Genomic DNA, 16422 nt, shown 5'->3' on the forward strand with positions numbered 1-16422 from the left:
ATCAGGCCGCCGCCGACGAAGCCCAGCGCCATCAGCAGCGTGCGCTTGGGCGAGAACTTCTTGGTCGGCGGGGTCGCCTCGGCGATCTGGCGCGCCTCGGAGACGGGGAAGCTCTGCTGCTGGACCGCCTGGATGTAGCGCTGGGAATAGTCCTCGTAGGCCTTGCGCGTGGTGCGCGCGATGCTCTCCAGTTCCTGGAGCTTGACCTGGTTGGCGCCGATGTCGCTCGTCTTGCGCATCTGCTCGGCGAGGTTGGCGCGCAGCGTCGCCTCGCGCTGGCGGGCGATCTCCAGGTCGGAGCGGTAGACCTGCTCGATCCGCTGCAACTCGCTGCGCACGGAGGCGAGGGTCGAGACGCCGTCGGCCCGCAGGCGCTTGACCAGGGGATGGTCCTCGCCGAAGCGCGAGGCCAGATCCGCGATCCGCTGGTTGTTGTCGAAGTATTGCTGCCGCAGCTTGGTGATGACCTCGTTCGAGATCATGTCGGCCACGGCGAGGTCGGGCGTACCCTGCGCGGCGACGGCGGTGACGCGGTCGAGCTTGGCCTGGGCGGTCGCCGTGGCGCCCGCGGCATCGGTGAGCATCGCTCCGATCGCGGTGAGGGCGAGTTCGTCGATGGACTTGCCGTCCGCGATGGCGATGTTGTGCTCGCGCTTGAACGCCACCACCGCGCCGTCCGCCTTGCCGGCCTGGGCGGAGAGTTCGGTCAGCCGGTTCTTGAGCCAGGCGGCCGCCTGCTGCGAGGTCTCGCTGTTCGACTGGACCTGATCGCGCAGGAAGGCGGCCGCGAACGCGTTGGCGACGACCGCCGCCTTCACGGGGCTCTCCGAGAGGAAGCGCGCCTCGAACACGAACGTGCCCTCCGTGCGGGCCGCGCTGAAGGCGCCTCCCACCGCCTCGACCGCGGCCGTCTGGCGGTCGGCCTGGGACGGCTCCTCCGTCTCGCTCCCCGGCAGCCATCCCAGGACCCGCGAGAGCAGCGTGGGCCGGGTGCCGTTGAACTCGGGGTCCTCGTCGAGGTGCAGGTCCGCCACGACGGCGCGCACCGTCTTGTCGGAGCGGGCGGATTCGATCAGGCTGTCGACGCGGGCCCCGTCGAAGACCGGTTCCTGGCGCTTGCGCTCGTCCTTGGTGTCGAGGACGCTGAGGCGGCGCGGGTCGATCGAGATCTCGGCGGCGGCCCGGTAGAGGGGCGTCAGGGAGTAGGCGACCGCCGCCGCCAGGACGAGCCCGCTCACCGCGCCGATCGCGATCGGGCGCCAGCAGCGCCGGAGCACGCCGAGCGCCCCCCGGATCACGCTCGTCAGCGGCGGCGCGGCGGCCGGCTCCGCGTAAGCCGCGGGCACGAGATCCTGTTCGAGATAACTCATGGATACTCGACTCCGGCGGTGGGGGTGGCCCGGACTGCGGACGCGGTGGTCCTGCGCAGGTAGTCGACGCTGCGGGACAGCACCGTGTCGTCGAAGAAGCTCAGGACGGCCGGGTCGGCTCGGTTGAGGACCGCGCCGATCAGCTTGTCCGCGAGTTCCGGGTTGAGGGCCATCGCGCTCTGGAGGTCGTCCAGCGTCGTGCTGTCCCAGCGCGTGACCATGACGAAGCCGTCCACGATGCCGGAGGCCGCGCGGGCATCGGCCACGGGCAGCATCGGCGGCAGGTCGAGGACGACGTAGCGGTAGCCGTTGCGGGCCATGCCGAGGAAGTTGGCAAATTGCGGCGAGGCGATCCGGTCGGCCGGGTGCATCGGATCGGGCCGGGCGCTGGCCGGCAGGATGTGCAGGCCGGAGGCCGGGCGCCGGCGCACGACGGTGCCGATCGGGCTGCGGCCGTCCAGCACGTCCTGGAGTCCCGCGGTCCCGTCGTCGGAGGCGCTGTCCTGCGTCAGCACGCTCAAGGAGCGCCGGCGGAAGTCGAGGTCGATCAGCAGGGTCGGGGCTCCGCTGCGGGCGAGCAACGCCGCGAGGTTGGCGGCCAGCGTCGTGACGCCTTCCTCCGACACCGCCGAGACGATGCCGAGCACGGTGCCGGGCGGATCGCCTTCCCCCGAGAACCTCGCGTCGGCCGCCATCCTGATGTTGCGCAGGCTCTCGGCAAGGCCTGAGAACGGGGACCGGGCCGCCTCCTCGACCCGGCTGGCGCCTGCGGCCAGCTCACCGATGACGGCCAGGCAGGGGCGCCCGATCGCGGCCTCGAGCTGGCGCCGGTCGCGCACCCGCCGCGACAGCACGTCCCGCCCGAGGGCCACGATGAAGCCGAGGCCGAACCCCACGGCGAGGCCCGCCGGCAGCGCCTTGTACCAGTTGGGCGATGCGGGCCGGGTCGGCTCGGCCGCCTCGCTGACGATGCGCGCCTCCGTGACCGGGTAGCTCTGCTCCTGGGCCGCCTCCGCGAAGCGCGAGAGGAAGGCGTCGCGCATGGTCTTGTAGGTGTCCGAGAAGCTCTGGAGCTGGGCCAGCTCGACCCGGCTGGCCTGGGCCTCGGCCGAACGCCCGGCCAGCTCGTCGAGGCTGCGCGTGATCGATTCCTGGTTGAGCCTGGCCACCGCCGCGGTGCTGCGGTAGCCGGCAGCGATCCGCTGGAACTCCTCGGTGAGCGATGCCTTGACCGCGCGCAGGTCCGAGCGGGCGCGTTCCACGGTCTCGTGCTCGGCGCCGTTCCTGGCCACGCCGTCGGCGATGCGCCGGTTGATGTCGGCCATCTTCTGGCGCAGCGCCGTGATCAGGTTGTTCTGGAACTCGTCGGCGACGGCACCCTCGCCGCCGTTGCGCAGGATCGCGTCGATCTGGTCGAGCTTGGCCTGTGCCTGCCCCTGCTCGGTCTGCGCGGTGATCAGGCGGGTGCTGAGGTCGTTGAGCTGCTGCTCGTCGACGTAGTGGCCGTCCGCCAGCATGATGCGGTTGCGGGTGCGGAACGCGACGGCGGCCTTCTCGGCCTCGTTGGCCTGGCCCTGCAGTTCGGCGACACGGTTCTTGTACCAGGTGTTGGCGCTGCCGGCCGCCTCCTGCTTGGCGGCGAGCTGGTCGTTCACGTAGGCCGCCGCCAGCGCGTTGACGATCCGCGTGGCCTTGGCCGCATCCTCGGAGACGAAGCGCAGTTCGATCACGTAGGACACGCCGACGCGCTGGGCGAGCAGGCGCTTGGACAGCGAATCGATGGTGTTGCGCTCGCGCTCGACCTCGGTCCGCGGAGCCTCGTCCCCGAGGCCGACCAGGGCGAGGGCGCGGTTGAGGCGACTGGCGTCGTCCCGGAATTCCGGGTCCGCGTCGAGCTTGAGGCTGCGGATGACCGCGCGGATCACCCCCTCCGACGTCATGATCGTCGCCTGGCTGTCGACAGCGGAATCGTTGACCTTGCTGTTGATCGCGAGCTGGTCCTGGCCGATGTCGGTCAGCCGCCGGAAGTCGATCAGAATCCGCGCGGTGGCGCGATACTGGGGCGTGGCGAGCATCAGGTAGAGCAGGGCGATCCCGACGCCGGCCAGGACGAAGCCGAGGATCAGCCTGCGCCAGCGCCGCACCACGGCGATCAGGTAGGTGATGTCGCCGGGGTCTCCGACCTTCGGCGTCTGGGCTGGCGCCTGCCGCCCGCGGGCTTGCGACGGTCCGGTGGAACGCTCAAGCATCGCTGCGACGCGCCTCGTCGTGTCCGGTGGCGGAACCGCCGAGGCGGGCGATGGCCGGGCGGCCCGGATGGACGCGGCCGGGATCGGCGGGGGCGGGAAGCGTCCGCTGCCGCAGGGCTGGCAGGCTGCCGCGCGGGGCGAACGGGATCGGCACGAGGCCGCGCGGGCGAACCGGGAACGAGCCCTTCCGGGCGGCGGCCGAGACGTCCAGGCGCCGCGCTTCCGACAGGCCGGCCTGGATGCCGATCAGCAGCGCGAAGAAGGCCCAGCAGGTGCCCCAGTAGTGGACCGTGAAGGACACGAAGACCATCTGGACCAGGGCGATGCTGACCGCCTTGCGGCCGGTGTCGATCCAGGGCTCGTGGCGCAGGATCGCGGCGCTGCGCGGCCAGACGAAGAAGGCGCCGACGATCGAGAGGGCGAGAAGCGCCACCCCGACGTAGCCGGCATTCAGGGCCTGCCCCAGCCAGAGGGCGTCCACGCTGGAGACCATGCCCGAGAGCCGGACCCAGTCCTTGCCGCCGATGCCGAACCAGGGCGTCGGCTGAAGGTTGTAGGCGACCCACTCCCAGATCAGGAACCGGTAGATCCCGGTCTGCGGCTCCAGGGTGAAGGATTCCACCATGGTCCGGAGCGGGTCTTCCACGAAGAACAGGGTCACGAGGACGACGTAGACCACCATGACCAGCAGGGCGCTCCAGCGCCACGGGGCCCGGTTCAGGATGCGGTCGAACGTCGCCAGCGTGGCGAAGATGAAGAAGCTCAGCATCGGCGCCGACGACAGGGCCAGGACGATGCCGCACAGGCAGAGCCCCAGCGCCGCCACCCAGGTCAGGGCGCCCCGCGAGAGGTAGTAGAGCAGAGGCGCACAGACCGAGAAGAAGGTCCCGAACAGGATCGCGTGTTCGAAGGAGCCGCGCGCCCGCGGCAGGCCCATGCGATACTGCGTGACGTAGAGGACGGTGCGGTCCGGCACGAAGAACTGCTTGGCGAGACGCCCGAGGATGTTCTCGCCGGCGGCCATATCCAGCAGGCCGAGCAGGACGAGGAGGCCGACCAGCACGAGCAGGACCTGGACGAAGGCGTCGAGCCCCTCGCGCGTGCTGAACAGGAACCGGCCTGCGAGGTAGGCGCTCAGGAACTCCACGGGCCGCACGCCGAGGGCACTGGCCAACCCTTCCGTCCCGGTGGTGGCGAAGAGCGACAGCTCCATCCAGAACACCAGCAGCAGGACGATCCCGTCCGACATCACCGGCACGTAGGTCCCCGCAGCGAGCCGCCGGGCCATGACGACCGCCCCCCAGACGAGCATGACCAGGAGCGCGAGGCGCAACGTGGTCATCGCGACGCCGAGCTTGATCGTCATCTCCGACGGGCCGAGGTAGGATCCCAGCAGCAGCACCGCCGCCCAGAACGGTGCCCGCGCAGGCGCTGCGGCGACCCGACGGCCCATCGCGATCGCCCCGGGCCGTCCGAATCCGGCATCGGCAGTGGTGGCTGGGGTCACGGGCACCTCATCGGGAGCGGGCGGAAAGCATCCTGTCGGCGTGTCAATAGGCGTCGTGCTTGAAGACCTGCGTCGCGGTCGCGAAGATCAGCTTCAGATCGAGCCAGATGCTCCAGCTGTTGATGTACTGGATGTCGTAGCCGACGCGCTGCTCCATCTTGTCGACGGTCTGCGTCTCGCCGCGGCACTTGTTGGTCTGGGCCAGACCCGTGATGCCCGGCTTCATGTGATGCCGGTAGGCATAATTGGCGATCATCTGCGTATACTGGTCGTCGTGCGCCAGCGCGTGCGGGCGCGGGCCCACGAGCGACATCTCCCCGCGCAGCACGTTGAGCAGCTGCGGCAGCTCGTCGATGCTGCTGCTGCGCAGGAACCGGCCGAGACGGGTGACCCGGCGGTCGTCACGGGTCGCCTGACGCACCACCGCGCCGTCGTCCTGCACGGTCATGGTGCGGAACTTGTAGATCTGGAAGCGGCGGCCGCTGAAGCCGATCCGCGTCTGCCGGAACAGGGCCGGACCGGGGCTGCCGAGGCGGATCGCCACCGCGACGCCCGCCAGCAGCGGCGCCAGGGCCAGCAGCGCCACGGCGGCGACCACGACGTCGAAGGCGCGCTTGGCCGCCTGCTCGCCGAGACTGAGGGGGCTGCGCTGCACCTCCAGCGCCAGGACCGAGCCGACCTGCGTCACCGGCTTCGACAGGAGGTTGCGCACCCGGTGGTCGGCGACGACCAGCGCCGGCAGCGGCAGCACCCGCAAACGCTTCAGGAGGTCCTCCAGGTCGTCGAAGCGCGACCAGCTCAGGCAGATCAGGATCTCCTCGACCGGCTCGGAGCGGGCCCGGCTGATCGCGGAGGCGGCGCAGGTCGCGATGTCCGCGTTCGAGCGGAACTCGCACGGGATGGCGTCGATGATGCGGTAGCCGGAGGCGCGCAGCCGGCGCTGGAGGCCGACGCTGAACACCTCCGAGCGCTCGCCCAGGAGCAGGACGCGCCGGTCGGCGATCACGTGGGCGGTCACCGCATGCCGCGCGATGCGCTGCGTGCCGGCCCGAAGGCAGCAGATCGTCGCGACCCCGCCCGCCACGAAGACCAGGAAGAAGCCGCGGGAGACCTCGCCGCCGACCTTGAGCATGAAGGCGAGGCCGGTGCAGATCCCGACGACCATGAGCCAGGTCGAGACGATCTCCGTCAGGTCGACCGGCCGGGCCGTCAGCCGCTCCATGGAATAATAGCCCCGGGCGTGCATCCGCAGCACGAACAGGGAGGCGAACACGGCCCCCGTCGCGACGTAGGCGTCCTCGGAGCCGAGCCGCGAGAAGGTCTGCCAGTGATAGGCGAGGCCGGCCAGCCAGGCGCAGAGCATGATCGTGGTGAAGTCGCCCATCGCGAAGCCGGCGCTCATGAAGCGGGCCGGGATCGCCAGCGACCCGGATTTCCGGCTCGCGCCGAAGAACCGGGATGCGGCCGACCGGACCTGCTCGTGGGTAGACGCCATGTTCGAGGCCCTGCCGTCCGAAGGGGCCTGACAGGCGGCCCGAGTCCCGTAGTGCGGTGCACAACGAGACGACGTTAATCTTTTGCTAAAAATCTGAAAGGCTAAATTTTAGGCAATTTATGAGACGCATAAATTAAATTTTAAGCAAGATCTGGTTAAATTTAGATTAAACGACCGGTTGACGAAGTGCCGCTCAGCAACACATCGTTGTGGCACCGCGAAATAGGCGGCTGCCGCTCAGTAGAAGGCCGCAGCCTGACCCAGTCGACAGCCGCCGCGCCTCAGCCGGTGCGGTGAAAGAGCCCCCTTGGCCGCATCCGGCGTGGCGCAGAAGGAAATTCGGCATGAATGTGAGTGTCTTCGGTCTCGGCTACGTCGGAACGGTGTGCTCCGCATGCCTCGCGCACATGGGCCACAACGTGGTCGGCGTCGACCTCAACGAGACGAAGGTCGACCTGCTCGGTCGCGGCAAGGCCCCGATCATCGAGCGGGACGTGGCGGAGTACGTCGCCAACGCGGTCTCCGCCGGAAACCTGCGCGCCACCATGGACGTGGAGGAGGCCGCCCGCGAGACCGACCTGTCCCTGATCTGCGTCGGCACGCCGAGCCGCACCAACGGCTCGCTGGACACCCGCTCGGTCGAGGGCGTCGCCCGGCAGATCGGAAAGGCGATCGCGCGCAAGAACACCTTCCACTCGGTGGTGGTGCGCTCCACCGTGCTGCCCGGCACGGTGCGCGGGCGGGTCCTGCCGATCCTGGAGCAGGAGACCGGCGGCAAGGTCGGCGAGCGCTTCGGGCTGGCGAGCAACCCCGAGTTCATGCGCGAGGGTACCGCGGTCGCCGACTTCTACGACCCGCCCAAGACCGTGATCGGCGAGGTCGATCCCGAGACGGCCGAGCGCCTAGTCTCCCTCTACGACGGCCTTCCCGGACCGATGTTCCGCACCTCCCTCGAGGTGGCGGAGATGACGAAGTATGCCGACAACGTCTGGCACGCCCTGAAGGTCACCTTCGGCAACGAGATCGGCGCGATCTGCAAGGCCGAGGGCATCGACAGCCACGTCCTGATGGACCTGTTCTGCGCCGACCAGAAGCTCAACATCTCCAAGGCCTACCTCAAGCCGGGCTTCGCCTTCGGCGGCTCGTGCCTGCCCAAGGACACCCGGGCGCTGGCCCACCACGCCGTCTCCCGCGACCTCGACCTGCCGGTGATCGCCAACATCGCCCGCAGCAACCGCGAGCAGATCGAGCGCGGCATCGACTGGATCCTCGAAACCGGCGCCAAGCGCGTGGCCTTCCTCGGCTTCAGCTTCAAGGCGGGCACGGACGACCTGCGCGAGAGCCCCTACCTCGACATGATCGAGCGCCTGCTCGGCAAGGGCGTCCAGATCAAGGTGTTCGACCGCAACGTCGAGCTCGCCCGCCTCACGGGCGCCAACAAGAGCTACCTCTACGGGGTGATCCCGCACGTGGCCGAGCTGATGGTCGACAATCTCGACGCGGCGCTGGAGGGGGCCGACACCATCGTGCTCACCGCCAACGCGCCGGAATACGGCGAGGCCATCGGCCGGATCAGGCCGGACCAGCGCATCCTCGACTTCGCCCGCCTGCGCACGGCCGAGCAACTCGAGGACCAGTACGATGGCTTCCTCTGGTAGTCCCGTGAACAAGGTCCTCATCATCGTCGAGAACCTGCCGGTCCCCTTCGACCGGCGGGTCTGGTCGGAGGCGACCGCCCTCCGGCGGGCCGGCTACGAGGTCTCGGTGATCTGCCCGAAGGGGCGGGACGCCGAGACCGCCTACGAGGTCATCGACGGCGTCCACATCTACCGCCACCCCCTGCCGCACGAGGGGCACGGAGCGCTGGGCTACCTCGTCGAATACTCCGCCGCCCTATTCTGGGAGTTCGTGCTCAGCCTGAAGGTTCTGCGCGAGCGGGGCTTCGACGTGATCCACGCCTGCAACCCGCCGGACCTGATCTTCTTGGTCGGCGGATTCTATAAGTACCTGTTCGGCAAGAAGTTCGTCTTCGACCACCACGACATCAACCCCGAACTCTACGAGGCGAAGTTCGGCCGCCGCGACTGGGGCTGGCGCCTGATGCTGCTGGTGGAGAAGCTGACCTTCAAGGTCGCCGACATCTCCCTGGCGACCAACGGCTCCTACCGGCAGATCGCGATCGAGCGGGGCGGCATGGCGCCCGAGCGCGTGCACATCGTGCGCTCGGGGCCCAACCTGTCGCGCATCAAGGAGCCGCCGGCCGATCCGGCCTGGCGCCGCGGGCGACGCTTCCTCGTCGGCTACGTCGGCGTGATCGGCCAGCAGGAAGGTCTCGACCTGCTGCTCGACGCGGTCTCCCACGTGGTGAGCCGGCGCGGGCGGACGGACGTGCAGTTCGTGGTCGTGGGCGGCGGGCCGGCGCTCGCCGAGATCGAGGCGGCCTGCGCCGCCGCGGGTCTCTCCGAGTACGTGACCTTCACCGGTCGCGTCCCGGACGAGACGCTGTTCAGCGCCCTGTCCTCGGCCGACGTCTGCGTGAATCCCGACCGGCCGAACGCGATGAACGACAAGTCCACCATGAACAAGATCATGGAGTACATGGCGCTCGGCAAGCCGATCGTGCAGTTCGACCTGACGGAGGGGCGGTTCTCGGCCGAGGGCGCCTCGCTCTACGCGCAGAACACCGTCCCGGCGGATTTCGGCGACAAGATCCTCGAACTCCTCGACGATCCCGAGCGCCGCGCCCGGATGGGCGCCGTCGGCCGGGCACGGGTGCGCGACACGCTGGCCTGGCAATACGAGGAGCCCAAGCTCCTGGCGGCCTATGCCCGGCTGCTCCAGCCCGAGGCCGGGGCGGCCCCGGTCCGGCTCGACGAGGCCGGGCGCGAGGTCACGTGAGCCGCCCGGCGCCATCCCCGGAACCGTGGCCGATCCGGTCGGGTCGGGCTGCGGCTGTGGATTGGCGCCGCGCGGCATGGCCGAAGGGGCGAGGTCGATCTCGCCGCCTCCCGGTCTCAGAGGACGAAGGCGGCGGCGGTCAGGCGTTGCGTGCCGGCAAGCTCGATGGCGAAGTCGGCCACCCGGTCTCCGTTCACGTCCGCCTGGACCAGGGTGCTGCCCGCGGCCGTGGCCGTGAAGCGCAGCTCGCCGGCCTGCCCCGAGAAGGTCGCGTCGGCGATCCAGGCGAAGGCGTCGTCCCGGGCCGTGCCGGCATTGGCGTCGATCGCCGAGAGGTCGATGACGTCGCTGCCGACCGTGAAGTCGGTGATGTAGTCGCGGCTGCCCGGCAGGCTGTCGCCCACGGCCTCGTAGACGAGGCGGTCCCGGCCGCCGCCGGTGGACATCACGTCCTTGCCGGCCCCGCCGACGATCACGTCGTCGCCCGCCCCGGTTCGGATGCTGTCGTTGCCGGCCCCCGCCTCGACGCGTTCGGCCGCATCCGTACCCACGATCACGTCGTTGCCGGCCGTGCCCTGGACGAGCGGGAGGCTGGCCGGCCTGCCGGCGGTCGCCTGGATGCCGAGGATGAAGTCGGCCGCATCGAAGCCGTGCCGGCCCTGGACCTCGATCTCCAGGTCGGCGCGCTGGTCGCCGTCCCGGTCGAGCTGCAGCAGGGTGTTGCCGTTGGCCATCGCCTCGGCGCGCAGCTCCCAGGCCTGCCCGTTGAAACGTCCGGTGCCGACCCAGTTCCAGTCCGAGGGGCCGGCCGGCGCGCCCGGCAGTTCGGCCAGGTCGATACGGTCCTCGCCCTCGGTGAAATCCGTGATCAGGTCGCGTCCGCTGTCGAAGCTGCGATAGACGAAGACGTCGGCCCCCTGGCCGCCGGTGAGGTAGTCGCGGCCCGCGCCGCCCTCGATCAGGTCGGCGCCGGCGCCCGCCGAGATCCAGTCCTGGCCGGCCCCGCCCTGGATGAACTGGCGCCCAGCACCCGCCGCGAGGGCGTCGGCGCCCGCCGTTCCGGTGATGAGGGTCGCACCCACGCTGAGGCTGGCGACGGTCGAGCCGAGTGCCGCCGCGCCGAAGGTCCGGGCCGGACCGGTGCCGGCGACGTTGCCGGAATAGACCAGGTCGGCCGGCTGGTCCTTCATGTAGAGGCCGCCGAACTGGCCCGAGTCGATGACGTTTCCGGTCACGCTCACGCCGCTGATGTTGCCGCGGTCGCCCACGATCTCCGTCACCGAGACGGTGTAGCTTCCCCCGAGCAGCACGTTGCCGCGCACCTGCACGTTCGCGGTGTTGCCGTTCTCGGCGGTGATGCGCACGGCGTTGTTGGTGGCCACGCGCGCATCCGCGGAGGAGCGCCAGTCGATCAGGTTGCCCTCGATCGTGACGGCGCCGGTGGTGCGTCCGATCCAGATCCCGTCGGCATGGGCGCCGGTCTGATAGCCGCCCCCGGCGATGTAGTTGTTCGCGACCCGCCCGTTCTCGATGTAGATCGCATCCGAGGGCGCGTTGAGGAAGGCGTTGTTGGTCATCGTGGTGTTGCGGCCGAACGAGGCGACGAAGTCCGCATAGGTCCGGTCCAGCTTGAGCCCGTCGAAGGTCGAGCGGTCGATGGTCAGGCCGGAGGTGTTGGCTGCCGCGTTGACCGCCGCCATGCCGGTCCGGGCGTCGAACAGGGCGTTGCGGATGGTGACGTTGTCGGCCTGGACGAGGACGTTGCTGCCGCGGAAATCCACACCGTCGAGGGTGACGCCCGCCTGGTAGATCACCACCGTGTTGAGGGCGCGGTTGTAGTAGACGCCGTCCCGTGCGGTCAGGGACGAGGCCGCGCGCAAGGTGGCTGCATTCCCCCGGAAGCCCGCCGTCGCGGCGAGGTCGGCGACCCCGGCGAGGCCGGGATTGGCGGCGGCGGTGGACGCGTAGACGGTGTCGTCGTTCAGCGAAGCCATGATGATCTGCACCCCTGGATCGGTCGGCCTGGTTCGCGTGGAGGTCGCGGTCGAGGCGCACTGATGTTCGATTCCGGAATACGTCGTATCCGTTGCACGGGTCTTAATAGAGCATCTTCCCGCTTCTGCGGATCATCTTTGCAGTGGTCGTGGTGAGAGGGATGAGAATTTTCGCCTGCAATGCCGACGATCCGTTTAACCGTCCGCTTACCGCGTCGGTCCGGCCACGGGGGCCGGACGGCTCAGCGGTCGCGACGCCACCCGGAGGGGTTGTAGACGAGGGTCGCATTCCCGCCGAGATAGGGGTTCCAGGTCGGCCGCACCTTGTACTCCGCCACCAGTCCCTCCAGGCTGTCGGCGAGCGCCGGTTCACGCTGGCGCACCCGCGGCAGGATCACGTCGATCCAGGCGAGCGACGTGCGGTCGTGTCCCGCGACCTGCCGGACCTTGGTGCGCGCCTCGATGGCGGCGGAATCGCGGGTCAGCGCCGCGTCGAACGTCAGCATGCGGGTCAGGGCCTGCTCGCGTTCGGGGGTGAGGCCGATGCCGTTGGCGTCGGCGAGGCGCACCAGGGCGACCAGCGCCAGCGTGGCGAAGCTCTGATAGAGCCCGGAGCGGGCGCCGCGGCCCATCTCACCTTTCAGGGCACCGTCCGCCTCCACGGCGTCGAGCCCCCGGTTCAGGGCCGTCATCGCGAAGTCCCGCATGGCTGGGTTCCGGAGGACGGCACCCGCATACCCGACGGCGAGCCCGGACCAGTAGAGGTGGTTGGCCCCGTGCCGCGACCATTGGTTGTCGGCGGTGTATTCGGCGATCACCGACCGGGCGAGGGCCTCGATCCAGGCATGGATTCGGACGAGGTCGGCATTCGGCACGCCCTTGGCGTCGTCGCCGATCTTGTCGAGGACGGCCGCGTAGGTGGCGAGTTGCCAGGCCTGGGTCATGATCGCCTGGTGACGGCCCAGCTCGTCGTTGCGGGCGGGGCTGCCGAGGAGCGCGTCGGCCCTGGCCCAGACCGCGAGGTGGTGCAGGACGCAGGCCGCGATCTCCCGGTTGGCGGGCCGGCTCAGCACGAACAGGTCGGACATCCGCGCGAGTTCCGTGGCGAAGGCCGACAGGCGTCCGCCGCGGGCGGCCTCGGCCTGCTCCCGCGCCGGATCCACCCGCGACTGGGTCGGGTCCTTCGGATCGTAGCGCGACTTGAAATCCGACATGTCGACCATCGGCTCGACGGGCTCCGCGCAGCGGAACTCCTTCACCGGGCGCCCGAGCAGCGTACGGGCCTGAGCGACCTCGAAGCCGGACGCGACGACGGCCGCCGTCTCCGCCCGCACGGTGGTCCCGCCCGGAGACATTCCGACGAGGGCGCCCGTCAACGCGATCAGACCGGCGCAGCGCCTGGATCGGCCCCGATCGGGCGTGCGAAGAGCCCGCGTCGCCTCGATCCGATCGTGCGTCGTTCCAGGCATGAAGTCCTCATGGATGTGCCGCGCATAGACGCGCGTTTTCGCATCATCCATGAGGCAGACCTCGTCGAATTTCAAGCACATAAAACGATATTTAATAATAATCATGCGTACTGCATCCAAAGTTTAACTATAGAAGCAGCTATCGAGGATCGAAAATGCCTCACCTGACGGAGAACACGACCTTGGCTCACGAAACGATTTGCTTCGTCGGGGCTTCGTCGCCGCCGCGACGGCGTCCCGGAGCGCGGGTCTGCGCGGTCCTCGTGGCCGCGTCGCTGGCGGCGACGGCCTGCGGGCCGGCATCGGCCGCCGACTACCTGCTGCAACCGGGCGACAGCCTGGAATTCTCGGTCGCGGGCGTTCCGGAGATGAAGCAGCGGCTGTCGGTCAACCTGGACGGCGAGGTGTCCTTTCCGCTCATCGGAGAGGTCAAGGTCGGGGGCAAGCCGGTCGCCGCGGTCCGCGAGACCGTGCGGCAGCTCCTGCCCCATCGCAGCCTGACCATCCGCGGCCAGGACGGGCGCGAGTCCGTCACCGCGATCTCGGGCGAGGAGATCACCATCTCCATCGCCGAGTACCGTCCGGTCTACGTCAGCGGCGACGTCTCGAAGCCGGGCGAGCAGCCATTCCGGGCGGGTCTCAGCGTGCGCCAGGTCGTGTCGCTGGCCGGCGGATACGACCTGCAGCGATTCCGCATGGAAAGTCCGATCCTTCAGTCGGCGGACCTGCGGGGCGAGTACGAGAGCCTCTGGGCCGACTTCGCCCGGGCGCAAGCCGCCTCCGCCCGCCTGCATGCCGAGCTCGACGGCCAGGCCAACATCGACCGCAAGGCGCTGATGGAAGTTCCCCTGCCGTCCGGGGTGATCAAGCAGATCGTCCGGAACGAGCAGGATCTGCTCACCTCGCGCAACGCCGACATCGGCAAGGAGCGCGCCCACCTCCAGCTCACCCTGACGATGGCCGACGAACGCCTCCAGGTCATGACGGGCCAGCAGGTCAAGGAGGACGAGGGCGCCCAGCTCGACGTCAGCGAGATCGAGCGCATCAACGAGCTGAACAAGCGCGGCATCGTGCCGATCACCCGGGCCCTGGAGACGCGCCGCCTCAGCCTGCTCTCCTCCACCCGCGCCCTCCAGATCGGCGTGCAGGTCGAGCAGTCGAAGAAGGAGCGCCAGGACGTGGTGCGCAGCATCGCACGCGTGGAGGACCAGCGCCGCAACGACCTCCTGCGCGACCTCCAGGACAGCGACGTGAAGATGGCGCAGACCCGGGCGAAGCTTCAGGCGGTCGGCGAGAAGCTGCTCTACACCGGCGTCGTCCGCTCGCAGCTGGTGCGCGGCACCGGCGGCACGCCGACGATCACCGTCTTCCGCCGCCTGGACGCACAGCGTCGCGAGAAGATCGACGCGAGCGAGGAGACCGAGCTGCAGCCCGGCGACACCGTCGAGGTCGCCCTGAAGGTCGAATACGACTTCAAGCCCACGCAGTGATCGAAGGCGCGTCCAGCCGGATGGACGGATCGATGCGTATGTGTGGCGAGGATCGATGACGCGTCCTGCACCATCGGCCCCGACGGGGTCTCGGACAAGAGGACCGGAAACCGGATCGCGCACGCTCCCGCCCGGGCGTGCTCCCGTCTCCGGCCGGACGAGCCACGGATTCCGAGATCGCGTTAAGGCGTTCCCAATGCATTCCCCCGATGCTGGCGAGGCTCTTGAGCCGTCGAGGCGCCTTCATGCTGATCTACGCCGCCCTGCACCTTGCCGCCTTGAGCGTGTTCCTCGAATACGCCCTGCGCGCGCCCCTGTTCGAGGACTGATCCCGGCAGGCGAGGCCGGTCCCGGGCACCGGCCCGCGATTCGCGCCGTCCGTTCACGCGTCCGCGCCGACGACGAACCGGTTTTCCCCGGCTCGGCCTGCATGCGCCCGTCGGGCCGCCGCCCGCCCGCTCGTCCCGGACGCTGCCGCAGCCCGCCCCCGCGCGGCCGGTCCACGCGCCATGCGCGCGCGACATCCGTTCATTGCGAGGGAGACGACGATTGACCACCTATTCCTGCACCGATTGCGGCAGCCCCGGCATCAAGCTCCCGGCCGATTTCGACGACGCGACGATCGTCGAGTGCGAAGGCTGCGGGCGCCGGATCTCCACGTGGCGCGAGTTCAAGGAACTGGCCGAGCGCTCGATCAAGGCCGACGCGGCCAGCGAGACCGGCATACCCGTCTCCGTGTCGGACACGGCCGCGTTCATGGCGCGGCCGATGCCGGAGAAGTTCGTGATCACCCGGCGGGCGCTGCGCCTGCGCTGGGCCGGGTCCCGCTGAGCCCGGCCGGGAGGGAACGCGATGATCCCCGACAGGATATTCGACAAGCTGGTCGTGCCGCGCCTGCGGGCACGCCAGTTCGAGAGCCCCTATCTGCGTGAGCAGTTCGCGCGCCGCTACGGCATCGAGATCGGCCTCTACTCCTACGGCTGCTTCGACCGCTGGCGGATTCCGCGCGGCACCCGGATCGGCCGCTACTGCTCGTTCTCGGGCACCGCGCGCATCCTCAACGCCAACCATCCCATCGACGCGATCTCGACCCACCCGTTCCTGTACGATCCCGCCTACGGCATCGTCGGGCGATCGCAGGTGAAGACCGTGCGGACCGAGGTCGAGGACGACGTCTGGTTCGGGCACAATTCCGTCGTGCTCCCCGGCGCGCAGCGGATCGGGCGCGGGTCCATCATCGGCGCGGGCGCGGTCGTGACCGGCGACGTGCCGCGCTACGCGATCATGGCCGGCGTCCCGGCCCGGCTGGTCCGCTACCGCTTCGATGCGGCCGCGATCGACCGCCTGGAGGCAAGTGCCTGGTGGCGCTTGAGCCGGTCGGAACTCAAGGCACATCTCGGAGCCGCCGACGCACCCGGTGCGGTGCCCGCCCCGGCGCTGGCCGCCAAGGCGTCCTGACGCCACGCGGCCGTCCGGCCGGGCGGCGTCAGACGAAGAATCCGCCGTCGACCCGACCGGGGGCGATGCCGGCCAGTTCGACCGTGCCGCCGCCGGAGAGGACGAGCAGCGCGTTGCCGTCCGGGGCGGTGCCGAGGGCGTAGCTCTGGCCCTGGAGGTCGATCCGGTCGCCGTCGGCCCGGTCGAAACCGAGGATGAGGTCCGCCCCGGAATTCGGGCCAAAGACGTAACGGTCGGCCCCGAGGTCGCCGGACAGCACGTCGTTGCCGAGATCGCCCGAGAGCACGTCGTCGCCCTGGCCGCCGTAGAGGGTGTCGTCGCCCTGGCCGCCCAGCAGCGTGTCGGCACCGAGGTTGCCCAGCAGGATATCGGCCCCGAGGTTGCCGAAGACGAGGTCGGCGCCCTGGCCGGCATAGGCGATGTCGTTGCCCTGGCCACCGTAGAGGAGGTCGGCGCCCTGCCCGCTCAGCAGCGTGTCGTCGCCGCGGCCAC

The 16422-nt window shown here is 69.7% G+C and carries 12 protein-coding genes; 5 read left to right on the forward strand and 7 right to left on the reverse strand.

Annotated elements, in window-relative coordinates; translation table 11 throughout:
• The 4 genes from COGEMETH_RS03465 to COGEMETH_RS03480 all read right to left on the reverse strand — a co-directional run.
• Positions 1 to 1370, reverse strand: a 1370-nt coding sequence (locus tag COGEMETH_RS03465; RefSeq protein ID WP_238181232.1) for a GumC family protein, incomplete at its 3' end; no start/stop codon positions are given.
• Entirely contained in the window at positions 1367 to 3619 is a 2253-nt protein-coding gene (locus COGEMETH_RS03470) for a GumC family protein (protein WP_238181233.1), read from the reverse strand. The genes COGEMETH_RS03470 and COGEMETH_RS03465, both read right to left, overlap by 4 nt.
• Positions 3612 to 5126: an O-antigen ligase family protein gene (locus tag COGEMETH_RS03475; RefSeq protein WP_238181234.1), complete on the reverse strand. Its 1515-nt coding sequence runs from the start codon at positions 5124 to 5126 to the stop codon at positions 3612 to 3614. Before COGEMETH_RS03475 ends, COGEMETH_RS03470 begins: the two co-directional genes overlap by 8 nt.
• Before the next feature lie 43 nt (positions 5127 to 5169).
• The gene (locus COGEMETH_RS03480) at positions 5170 to 6621 is read right to left on the reverse strand and encodes an undecaprenyl-phosphate glucose phosphotransferase (RefSeq protein ID WP_283214953.1); all 1452 of its coding nucleotides are present in this window, start codon (positions 6619 to 6621) and stop codon (positions 5170 to 5172) included.
• Positions 6622 to 6965: 344 nt separating this feature from the next.
• Between COGEMETH_RS03480 and COGEMETH_RS03485 the strand changes: the two genes are divergently transcribed.
• Together COGEMETH_RS03485 and COGEMETH_RS03490 are read left to right on the forward strand one after the other, a co-directional pair.
• Positions 6966 to 8279 carry a nucleotide sugar dehydrogenase gene (locus COGEMETH_RS03485; protein WP_238181235.1) on the forward strand — a complete coding sequence of 438 codons (1314 nt, stop codon included), beginning with the start codon at positions 6966 to 6968 and terminating at the stop codon, positions 8277 to 8279.
• On the forward strand, positions 8263 to 9519 hold the full coding sequence (locus tag COGEMETH_RS03490; RefSeq protein WP_238181236.1) for a glycosyltransferase family 4 protein: 1257 nt from the start codon (positions 8263 to 8265) through the stop codon (positions 9517 to 9519). Before COGEMETH_RS03485 ends, COGEMETH_RS03490 begins: the two co-directional genes overlap by 17 nt.
• A gap of 116 nt (positions 9520 to 9635) precedes the next feature.
• On the opposite strand, the gene COGEMETH_RS03495 is transcribed toward COGEMETH_RS03490, so the two are convergent.
• A complete protein-coding gene (locus COGEMETH_RS03495; RefSeq protein ID WP_238181237.1) occupies positions 9636 to 11513 on the reverse strand; it encodes a M10 family metallopeptidase C-terminal domain-containing protein in 1878 nt (625 codons plus the stop codon).
• A 242-nt stretch (positions 11514 to 11755) separates the two neighbouring features.
• The gene (locus tag COGEMETH_RS03500) at positions 11756 to 12868 is read right to left on the reverse strand and encodes an alginate lyase family protein (RefSeq protein ID WP_238181238.1); all 1113 of its coding nucleotides are present in this window, start codon (positions 12866 to 12868) and stop codon (positions 11756 to 11758) included.
• Between the two features lie 377 nt (positions 12869 to 13245).
• Here COGEMETH_RS03500 and COGEMETH_RS03505 point away from each other — a divergent pair, with 377 nt between their 5' ends.
• From COGEMETH_RS03505 to COGEMETH_RS03515, 3 genes are all read left to right on the forward strand, one after another.
• A complete protein-coding gene (locus COGEMETH_RS03505; RefSeq protein WP_238181239.1) occupies positions 13246 to 14472 on the forward strand; it encodes a polysaccharide biosynthesis/export family protein in 1227 nt (408 codons plus the stop codon).
• A 549-nt stretch (positions 14473 to 15021) separates the two neighbouring features.
• Complete coding sequence (locus tag COGEMETH_RS03510; protein WP_238181240.1) at positions 15022 to 15303, forward strand: hypothetical protein; 282 nt, start codon at positions 15022 to 15024, stop codon at positions 15301 to 15303.
• Between the two features lie 21 nt (positions 15304 to 15324).
• Positions 15325 to 15930 carry a CatB-related O-acetyltransferase gene (locus COGEMETH_RS03515; protein WP_238181241.1) on the forward strand — a complete coding sequence of 202 codons (606 nt, stop codon included), beginning with the start codon at positions 15325 to 15327 and terminating at the stop codon, positions 15928 to 15930.
• 28 nt (positions 15931 to 15958) lie between these two features.
• On the opposite strand, the gene COGEMETH_RS03520 is transcribed toward COGEMETH_RS03515, so the two are convergent.
• The coding region (locus COGEMETH_RS03520) for a calcium-binding protein (protein ID WP_283214954.1) at positions 15959 to 16422 on the reverse strand (464 nt) is incomplete at its 5' end.

This window comes from Methylobacterium trifolii (genome assembly GCF_022179685.1).
In the GTDB taxonomy this organism is placed as follows: Bacteria; Pseudomonadota; Alphaproteobacteria; order Rhizobiales; family Beijerinckiaceae; genus Methylobacterium; species Methylobacterium trifolii.